Here is a 9619-nt window from a genome sequence, read left to right on the forward strand (position 1 = left end):
GTGGAGCGGGCAGCGGCCCTTTCCGCTCCTGCAGTGGCTGCCCCCTCTGCCCCAGCCCCTACGTCCCCAACTCCTGCGGCTGTCCCCTTGGGAGAAACGGTTCCCCTCAGCACTTTACAAGCGGCGGTGGTGCGCAATATGAACGCCAGCCTGGGCGTGCCAGTGTTCCACGTCGGCTACACCATCACCACCGATAGCCTGGATCACCTCTACCAACAGGTGAAGCCCAAAGGAGTCACCCTGACGGCCCTCTTGGTCAAAGCGGTGGCCCTGACCCTGGAGAAGCATCCCCTTTTGAATGCCAGCTACACAGAAAACGGCATCCATTACAAATCGGATATCAACATCGCCGTGGCCGTGGCCATGGAGGATGGCGGGCTGATCACCCCTGTCCTAAAGCAAGCCAACCGGCTGGATCTGTATGAGATCTCCCGCCGCTGGAAGGATCTGGTGGAGCGGGCGCGGCGTAAGCAACTGCAGCCAGAGGAGTACACCAGCGGCACCTTCACCCTCTCCAACCTGGGCATGTTTGGGGTGGATCGCTTCGATGCCATTTTGCCGCCCAACCAGGGATCCATTTTGGCCATCGGCGCTTCTCGCCCCACGGTGGTGGCGACGCCGGAAAAAGCCATTGCCATCCGTTCCCAAATGCAGGTGAACCTCACCTGCGATCACCGTGTCATCTACGGCGCCCATGCAGCGGCCTTCCTGCAAGATCTGGCGCAGCTCATAGAGCACAAGGTGGGATCCCTGACGTTGTAGCCGCCCTGAAACCCGGCCTTGAGCCAATCTCAGAGTAGGGGTCTTCTCTCGCGCAACCCACAAGGTCGGGCAGCCGGCGAGGCCCCAGCGCTCAGGAGCTCCTCCTGGGAAAGCGCTGCATCAACTCTTGCACAGCCTCGGCATGGTAGGAGCTGCGGGTTAGGGGCGAAGACACCACCTGCAAAAAGCCCAGTTCCTCTCCCACCCGTCGCCAATGGTCGAACTCTTCGGGGGGAACGTAGCGCTCCACCGGCAGGTGTTTGGGGCTGGGCGCCAGGTATTGGCCGAGCGTGAGGATGTCACAACCCACCCGGCGCAGATCCCGCATCACCTGCAAGATCTCCTCGGCTGTCTCTCCCAGACCCAACATCACCCCCGACTTGGTGTACAGGCCGGGATCCCATTGCCGTGCCAACTCCAACAGTTTGAGGGAGCGCTCGTAGTTCCCTTGCGGGCGTACACGGCGATAGAGGCGGGGCACCGTTTCGGTATTGTGGTTGAGCACCGTCGGTCGGGCGGCCAAGATCTGCTGCAGCGCCTGCCAGTTACCACATAGGTCTGGGATCAAGACCTCGATGGTGGTCTGGGGCATGCGGCGGCGGATTTCCGCAATGCAGGCCACAAACTGGCTGGCTCCCCCATCGGGCAGGTCGTCCCGATTCACCGACGTAATCACCGCATGGCGCAATCCCAAGCGTTCCACTGCTTCTGCCACCCGCAGGGGTTCAGTGGCATCCAGGGGCAGAGGGCGTTTGGTGAAGTCGATATCGCAGTAGGGGCAGGCGCGGGTACAGGCCGGGCCCATGATCAAAAAGGTGGCGGTGCCGTTGGCAAAACACTCCCCCAGGTTGGGACAGGAAGCCTCTTCGCAAACCGTGTTTAGGCCCAAGTCCCGCAGCAGTTGTTTGACGGATCCCACCCGTTGAGGGGCCTTGGCCCGCAGCCAGGAGGGTTTGCTACCAGAAGAAACAACAGTCAAAGAAGCGCTCCAGCACGAAACAGCGGCGACGGTATCACTCAGCTTAGCCTGTCATTTGGCCCCCTTGAATTTGGACAAAGCCAATTTCCCGGCCCAATTGATCCCTAGCGCCTCGGAAGCAAGACCCAAAACACGGCATACTGGAAAGCAAATGTCGAGCGATAGGGATCCCACATGGTTGTTGCTGCTCCTCCCTCTCTGGAACAACTTGCCATCAACACGATTCGCTTTTTGGCGGTGGATGCTGTTCAGAAGGCCAACTCCGGCCACCCTGGCCTGCCGATGGGAGCAGCACCCATGGCCTATGTGTTGTGGCAGCAGTTCATGAAGTTCAACCCCCGCAACCCCAAGTGGGTGGATCGGGATCGCTTTGTGCTCTCGGCGGGGCACGGCTGCATGCTGCAGTACGCGCTACTGCACCTGACCGGCTTTGATGTGAGCCTAGAGGACATCAAGCAGTTTCGCCAGTGGGGATCCAAAACCCCCGGCCACCCGGAAAACTTTGAAACTCCGGGGGTAGAGGTCACCACCGGCCCGCTGGGGCAAGGGGTGGGTAACGCGGTTGGGCTGGCGATTGCCGAGGCCCATCTGGCCGCCCGCTTCAACAAGCCCGGTTACACCATTGTGGATCACTACACTTACGTGATCTTGGGCGATGGCTGCAACATGGAAGGGGTGGCTTCTGAAGCAGCTTCTCTGGCCGGCCACCTGCAACTGGGCAAGCTGATCATGCTTTACGACAGCAACCACATCTCCATCGACGGCAGAACGGAAATCGCCTTTACGGAAGATGTGGGCAAACGCTATGAAGCCTACGGCTGGCATGTGCAAAAAGTAGAGGATGGCAACCACGACTTGAAAGGGATCGCCGAGGCCATCCAGAGAGCCAAGGAAGTCACCAACAAGCCGTCCTTGATTATTGTCGAGACCACCATCGGCTACGGATCCCCCAACAAGGCCGGCAGCGAGAGCGTCCACGGGGCGCCTTTGGGGCCGGAAGAGGTGAAGCTCACCAAACAAAACCTGGGTTGGCCTCTGGAGCCGGAGTTTTACATTCCCGACGAGGTGCTGGCCCACTTCCGCCAGGCCATCGAGAAAGGGGCCAAGGCCGAGGCGGAGTGGAACGAGCGCTTCGCCGCCTACGAGAAGGCTTACCCCGAAGAGGCCGCCGAGTTCAAGCGCATCATGGCCGGGGAGCTGCCGGTGGGCTGGAAAGAAGCGCTGGCCCCCATTGCAGAAACCGGCAGAGAGTCTACCCGTAACCTCTCCAAGTTGTGTCTGAATGCCTTGGCCAAGGCCGTGCCGGAACTGCTGGGGGGATCCGCAGATCTCGCCCACTCCAACATGACCTATTTAAAAGGGATCCCAGAGTTTCAGGCCGGATCTTACGAGGGGCGCAACTTCCGCTTTGGGGTGCGGGAACACGGCATGGGAGCCATCGCCAACGGCATGGCGCTTCATGGAGGCCTCATCCCTTACGACGCCACCTTTTTGATCTTCACAGACTACATGCGGCCTGCCATCCGCCTATCGGCCCTCTCGCAAGTGCGGGTGCTGCACGTCATGACCCACGACTCCGTCGCCTTGGGGGAAGATGGCCCCACCCACCAGCCCATTGAGACACTGGCTTCCCTACGGGCTATCCCCAACCTCTATGTGCTGCGCCCGGCAGATGCCCGCGAAACGGTGGGATCTTACCAGGTGGCCCTAGAAGCCAAGACCACCCCTTCTGTGCTGGTGTTCACCCGGCAGGCGGTCAACCCGGTGGAAGGCACCTCCATTGAAGGCGTAGCCAAAGGGGCCTATGTGGTGGTGGATGCCCCCAATCCAGAGCTGATCTTGATCGCCACCGGCTCTGAACTGGAGCTGGCGGTGAAAGCTGCAGCCCAACTGAAGCAGGAAGGCCGGGCCGTGCGGGTGGTCTCTATGCCCTGTATGGAGCTGTTTGAGGCCCAGCCCCAGAGCTACCGAGACTCGGTTCTGCCCCCCAACGTCACCAAGCGCGTCTCCGTCGAGGCAGGCTGCACCTTCGGCTGGCACAAGTACCTGGGGTTTGAGGGGGTGGCCATTGGCATCGATCGCTTTGGCGCTTCCGCCCCCGGCCCGGTGTGTATGGAGAAGTTCGGCTTCACGGTGGAAAACGTGGTCAACACTGCCCGCCGGCTGCTGGGCTGAGGGCACTTTACCCCTTCCTCGGCGCTTTCAAGGGGCTCAGCAGGGATCCCTTCTCTGCTGGGCTTTTTTCCCTGTTGAGCCTGCTGCCCAGCGGCGTGACCCGGACAGGCGTAGCGAACCTCGCATCAACCAATCAGCAGGACTTCCAAAGCATCCGGATCTGCTTCTTTCTGTAGGGCAGCCATGGCGGAGAACGCAGTCGAGGGCGGCTTCCTGCCCCGCAGACAACACCTTTGCCTTGAGGACATCTTCAACCATGGCGGGGATGATCCTTGAAGGCAAGTTGGAAGTCGAGCAGGCTGCCACCATCGCCTTGAAATCGCCTTGAAGAAGAAACTTTGGCTTCCGCCGCCGTGCTGAGGTGCTTGTGCCGGCTGCAGACACAAACAGCTTTGCCTACTGTTTGCCTACTGTAGGAACCCCGCCAGTAAAATCACCGCGGCTCCCACGACAGCCAAAATCGTCAGCGCCCGGCCCGCGTCGGCACTGCCCTTCCACGAGAAGTTTTTCTCCGACTTTTTCGGTTCTGCTGGCATGGCCATGCCTCCCTTTGCATTGCCAACTCTAACTTAACTTCCCCCCCACGGGATCTTAGCTGGTTGGGGCATACCCTGGAAAAAACAGCAGCCATCTGGCCCGGCCAGCCGTTTTTGGGAACAATACAAGCAGGCAAGGGATCCAACTCCCACCAGTCTGGAAGCACATCCTGAGGCGAAAGCCATGAGCTATGCAGAACGGAGCAAAAGAATGGTTTTGACGTTGGCGACTCTGCTGGGCGGCTGGGTTGGCGGAGGGTTGTTGCAGGGATCCCTCTGGGTTGCCGCTCAGCCTACCTTTCAGACAGTGCCGTTGCCGCGCTTACCGGTGGGTGTCGATCAATTGGTTTTTGATCGCCCAGTGGCCCGCTTCAACCCCGACCTGCCGGCAGAGCTGGTGATCCGCAATCGCACCGGTCTGCCTTTGGAATACGGCTTTACCGATCCCCGCCAGAAAGTCTCGGAACTGCCTGCAGGCGAAACGTTGCGCCTGAGCAACCTGTTGATCCCCAATTGCATGGCCATCAACACGCCGATGTTGGCTCCTGTGGGCTACCAGGTGAGCGTGGATCCCTTGAATGTGATCACCGTAGAGGTGCGGCTGGTCAACGATGTCTCCGGCGATCATTGCCTCGATCTGCAAGAGACAGGGGCTATTTTTGTGAATTGAGATGAGCTGATACCCATCGATTACCCATCGAACACAAGTTAAGTCAAATCCTTCAAAGGGATCCCTTACATTCTCACCTACAGTCATCTTCTGGATTTTGCCAGGATGGACGTGGGATCCGGCACGGCAGATGGCAGTTGACTTTGCCCGGTTTTGACGTTGGAATTGACTCTATTGGGGAGCCAATCAGAGGTTTAGGCGTATCGACAGGGGCCATCCCCTGTGACAGGATTCGAACAGGATATCGAGGCCGATGTTCTGCCGGACTCTGTTTAGCCTTTCTCTGGGCTTGTTGCCTGTGTAGTCTGTCTGTACTCTATCTTTTTCTTGGATGGTCTCATGAGCGATAACTTGTATTCCTGGTTTCCCCGGGCCTTGGTGATCGGTGCTGCGGTTGTGGGGTTGTCGAGCTTGCCTGCAAGGGCTCAGCAAATTACGGATCCCAGCCCAGCTCAAGCGGCCACCAATGTTGAACCTACCTCCCCAATCTCGGCTTCTTTCCGCAGCCAAGATGGCGTCAGCGTGCGCCCGGAAACGGTGAGGGTTTTCCTGGATGGTCAAGATGTCACGTCCCAGTCGGTGATCACCCGAGATTTCTTCACCTATCGCCCTGCCCAACCTCTGCCGCCGGGGCGCCGGGAAGTTCTGCTGGAGTTCACCAATACCCAGGGGGTGACCCGCCGCGTGACCTGGAGCTTCACTGTGGGCAGCCCTGTCCGCGCTTCCATCGACCTGGTGGATCACAATGCCGGCAGTCGCCCTTTGGCAGCGGGAGAAATCCTGTTGGTCACCGTCAAAGGTACCCCTTCCAGCCGGGTAACGGTTTACCTCATCCAGGATGGACGGCAAGTGCAAACCTTGCCGGCTCAGGAAGTTTCCAGCGGCACCTATGTAGTGAACGCCCTAATCGAGGCGAAAGATACCACCCGGGAAGGGATCGTCGTCGCCCGCCTGGAAAATGGCGGCCAAGTGCGCTTCATGACCGCCGAACAACCGGCCCGCCTGATCGAAGGGGCCACCGGGGGCATCCAGCGGCTGACCACCCAAGAGGTTTCCGCCACGGTCAGCGCCCCCAGCCCCCTCTTGCCTCAGATCACCAACCTGCAGGATGGGGATCGGGTTTCCGGCTCTTCGTTTACGCTGCAGGGCACTACAGCTCCCAATGCTTCGGTGCGGGTGAATGTAACGGCTTCTACTTCTCTGGGCGGCATCATCAGCGCCCAACAGACCGTGACCAACCAAACGGTGCAGGCAGATGCCCAGGGCCGTTTCACCATCACCGTTCGACCTCCCATTCCGGCCTCTGGCACGGTGTATCAGGTGAATCTCACGGCCACTTCCGGCAACCAAACCAGCCCAACGGTAACCCTGCGCCTTACCCAGCAGTAAGGGGTTCAAGGGATCCCAGCCCATCCCGATAGACTTCCCCCCACCCATCAAGGGATCTGGGCAGCCTTCCATGTCCAGCAGTTCAGACTTCCCTCTCTCCCCTGGGAGAAGGGCTGGGGGTGAAGGCTCTATCATCTTCAATTCCCAGGGATCCCTTGCCGGCTTGTAGGGGAGTTTTGGATAGAGGAGACTGCATTTGCCAGCGCCACAGGAGCCCGGCCACGATCAGGGTGGGCAAAACGATCATCCCGATCACCACCGGTATTTGCTCCGGCAAGGCCAAGTAAGGGCCACCATACTTGATGGCTGTGCTGATCCCGGCAGCAGCCAGCATCAATTTTAGGGCAAACCAGACTGTTTTTCGATCCATGACTTACTTTTAATTCACGCTTTTAATTCACGATTGGCTAGGGCTGCTGACCATGGCAGTGAGAATGCCGGCAATGGTTTCTAGCTCCTCAGGTACCCGATACAGCGTTAAGTCTTGTTTGATCACCTGCTGATGGGCAAGAATTTGTCCGAACTGCCAGATAGACCCCATCGTCACTGCACCGTAGATCTGAGCCTGCTGCTCCACCTGCGCCAGGGCAATCATTTCTACAGCCATTTGCACAAAGGCTCGCGTTAGATCGTCCTTTTTGGCTTCAACCACCAGCAGGATGTTCTTCCCTCGCAACAGATAATCGAGGCTGCCCTTCAACCAATTGTTGACCATCAGGGGATACTCCAGCCGCAAAGGAACTCGACAATGGAGAGCCACTTCGGTCAGCACAGGAGCCACCAGCAATTCCCGCCGCGCTGTTTCGCTGGTGAGGCTAACCAAAGGTAACAATTGTCGGATCCGATCTTTCAGAACTGGGGTTTGCGGCGGCGCAGGGGCAACAGGCCATGTCCACTCCCCAATTTCCAGTCGATAGCCGAACTGAGCCAAGATTTCATCTGGCTCGTAGGGCATCTCAAAATAAGAGCGAAAAGTATAGGATTCGTCTTCTTTAAGAATGGAGATGTTCAGCATGGAGTTCAGGAGAAGCCACGCTCAGTCCGGCACAGCTAGGGCTGCTTCAATCCGCTCTTTCAGGGTAGTCACCACTTCTTCAATGGGAATTTCCGTGGCTTGGCCGCTGGCCCGCTCGCTGAGTTCCACCTTGCCCTGTTTGAGGCTGCGCCCCGTGGTGAGGCGATAGGGGATCCCGATGAGATCTGCATCCTTGAACTTGACGCCGGCCCGCTCGTCCCGGTCATCCCAGAGGGTCTCGATGCCGGCAGTAGCGAGATCCTGCACCAGTTTTTCCGCCACGCTCATCTGCTCGGCGTCGGAGATGTTGGGCACCACCACCACTACGTGATAGGGGGCAATGGCCACCGGCCAGATGATGCCATTGGCATCGTGGGATTGCTCCACCGCCGCCTGGGCCAAGCGGGATACCCCAATGCCATAACAGCCCATCCAGAGGGGCTGCTCGGATCCCTGTTCGTCGGTAAAGGTGGCCCGCATCGGCAGTGAGAACTTGAGACCCAACTGGAAGATATGGCCGATCTCGATGCCACGAGCCGTTTCCAGAATCTGGTCGGGGTTGAGCAAACACCGATCCCCCGCTTGCGCTTTGCGCACATCCACCACTTCCGGCAGGGGATATTGCTCGCCCCAGTTGGCCCCCACCACGTGCCGCCCCACGTGGTTGCTGCCGGTCACAAAGTTCTGCAGCAGAGCTGCCGTCTGGTCGGCCAAGCGTAAGATCTGGGGGGCAAGGTTTTTCTGCGGGCCCAAACAGCTATCCGGCAAGTCGGGGGCAATGTAGCCCACCGGGATGGGATCCCCCTGCCAACTGTTTTGGATCTCGGCATCCGCCAAGGTGAGCTTGAGCAGCTTGTTGGCTTGGTAGCGCTCTGCCAGGCGGCTGAGGTGGTTGGCCAGTTTGACCTCATTGACTTCTTGATCCCCACGGATGCTCAGTAGCACTGCCACCCGCAGGCCGTTGTCGTAGAGGGCTTGGTAGAGGACGTTTTTAACGATCAGGGTAGAGGAGATTTTTAGGAAAGCGGCCAGCTTCTCGATGGTTTCGGTTCCCGGCGTATCCAGAACCTGGAAGGCGGTGTAGGGAGACTCTGCCGCTGGCGGCGGGATGGAGACGGCCTTCTCCACATTGGCAGCATAGGAGCCATCGGGCGTGTAGAGAATCTCATCTTCTCCGGCAGAGGCCAGCACCATAAACTCCTGCGAGGCCGCCGATGGCCCCCCAATCGCCCCGGCATCAGCATCCACCACGCGAAACTCCAGCCCACAGCGCCTGAGGATGCGGCTATAGGCTCGGTACATATCTTGGTAGGTCTGGCGCAGGCTTTCCTCGTTGGCGTGGAAGGAATAGGCGTCTTTCATGATGAATTCCCGCCCTCGCATTAGGCCAAAGCGGGGCCGAATCTCATCCCGGAACTTGGTCTGGATCTGGTAGAGCGTCTGCGGCAACTGGCGATAGGAGCGGATGAGATCCCGGGCCAGCAAGGTGATCACCTCCTCATGGGTGGGGCCTAGGGCCTGCTCACGTCCCTGGCGATCCTTAAGGGCAAACATGATCCCTTCCGCCTGGGTGTACACCTCCCAGCGGCCCGACTCCCGCCAGATCTCTGCCGGCTGCAGCTGGGGCAAAAGACACTCCTGAGCGCCGATGGCGTTCATCTCCTCCCGGACAATCTCCGAGATCTTTTGCAGCACCCGCCAGAGGAGCGGCAGATAGGTGTAGATCCCTGGGGAGAGCCGCCGGATAAAGCAGCCCCGCAGCAGCAATTTGTGGCTGGGCAGCTCGGCCTCAACGGGATCCTCCCGCAGCGTTACAAACAGCATCTGGCTCAGTCTCTGGCTCTGTTGCATCCATTCCCCCCTCTGAGGACTCCTCCCGCTCGCACGATCAGCTCAAACTTTCCCGCCCTGTCTGGGATCCTCTGCCCGAGAACACAGGCCTGACCGGCAGGCCAACCTGAAGTGCCTTGATGAAGCTAGACAGAGGCCAGCGTCCGCCGCTTGGTGACCATCTGGTACACCTCGATGATGTCGCCTTCCTGCCAGGATTGGAACTTGTCGATGCCGATCCCACACTCGAAGCCGGCAGCCAC

Annotated in this window: 8 protein-coding genes; 4 read left to right on the forward strand and 4 right to left on the reverse strand. The window is 59.2% G+C overall.

What is annotated here, in order from left to right; genetic code table 11:
• The coding region (locus NW819_RS04560) for a dihydrolipoamide acetyltransferase family protein (protein ID WP_414413024.1) at nt 1-762 on the forward strand (762 nt) is incomplete at its 5' end.
• 91 nt (nt 763-853) lie between these two features.
• Here the strand turns inward: NW819_RS04560 and lipA are convergent.
• Nucleotides 854-1741 carry a lipoyl synthase gene (lipA, locus tag NW819_RS04565; RefSeq protein WP_414413025.1) on the reverse strand — a complete coding sequence of 296 codons (888 nt, stop codon included), beginning with the start codon at nt 1739-1741 and terminating at the stop codon, nt 854-856.
• A gap of 174 nt (nt 1742-1915) precedes the next feature.
• Here lipA and tkt point away from each other — a divergent pair, with 174 nt between their 5' ends.
• The 3 genes from tkt to NW819_RS04580 all read left to right on the forward strand — a co-directional run bounded on the left by tkt (nt 1916) and on the right by NW819_RS04580 (nt 6511).
• Nucleotides 1916-3916, forward strand: coding sequence for a transketolase (gene tkt, locus NW819_RS04570; protein WP_414413026.1), 2001 nt, complete (start codon nt 1916-1918; stop codon nt 3914-3916).
• Nucleotides 3917-4636: 720 nt separating this feature from the next.
• Nucleotides 4637-5122, forward strand: coding sequence for a hypothetical protein (locus NW819_RS04575; protein ID WP_148202706.1), 486 nt, complete (start codon nt 4637-4639; stop codon nt 5120-5122).
• Between the two features lie 339 nt (nt 5123-5461).
• Nucleotides 5462-6511, forward strand: a complete 1050-nt coding sequence (locus NW819_RS04580) for a hypothetical protein (protein WP_238376920.1) — start codon at nt 5462-5464, stop codon at nt 6509-6511.
• Between the two features lie 82 nt (nt 6512-6593).
• On the opposite strand, the gene NW819_RS04585 is transcribed toward NW819_RS04580, so the two are convergent.
• From NW819_RS04585 to NW819_RS04595, 3 genes are read right to left on the reverse strand one after another with little or no spacing between them, the layout of a single operon-like run.
• Complete coding sequence (locus NW819_RS04585; protein ID WP_414413027.1) at nt 6594-6881, reverse strand: hypothetical protein; 288 nt, start codon at nt 6879-6881, stop codon at nt 6594-6596.
• A 27-nt stretch (nt 6882-6908) separates the two neighbouring features.
• Entirely contained in the window at nt 6909-7526 is a 618-nt protein-coding gene (locus NW819_RS04590; protein ID WP_414413028.1) for a hypothetical protein, read from the reverse strand.
• Between the two features lie 21 nt (nt 7527-7547).
• Complete coding sequence (locus tag NW819_RS04595) at nt 7548-9377, reverse strand: proline--tRNA ligase (RefSeq protein WP_414413029.1); 1830 nt, start codon at nt 9375-9377, stop codon at nt 7548-7550.
• Between the last annotated feature and the right edge of the window lie 242 nt (nt 9378-9619).

The sequence above is a fragment of the Synechococcus sp. R8-2 genome, from assembly GCF_047461715.1.
Lineage (GTDB): Bacteria > Cyanobacteriota > Cyanobacteriia > Thermostichales > Thermostichaceae > Thermostichus.

Coding starts and splice junctions, on each gene's coding strand:
- tkt (WP_414413026.1), top strand. CDS start 1,916: ATGGTTGTTGCTGCTCCTCCCTCTCTGGAACAACTTGCCATCAACACG.
- NW819_RS04585 (WP_414413027.1), bottom strand. CDS start 6,881: ATGGATCGAAAAACAGTCTGGTTTGCCCTAAAATTGATGCTGGCTGCT.
- NW819_RS04580 (WP_238376920.1), top strand. CDS start 5,462: ATGAGCGATAACTTGTATTCCTGGTTTCCCCGGGCCTTGGTGATCGGT.
- NW819_RS04575 (WP_148202706.1), top strand. CDS start 4,637: ATGAGCTATGCAGAACGGAGCAAAAGAATGGTTTTGACGTTGGCGACT.
- NW819_RS04590 (WP_414413028.1), bottom strand. CDS start 7,526: ATGCTGAACATCTCCATTCTTAAAGAAGACGAATCCTATACTTTTCGC.
- NW819_RS04595 (WP_414413029.1), bottom strand. CDS start 9,377: ATGCAACAGAGCCAGAGACTGAGCCAGATGCTGTTTGTAACGCTGCGG.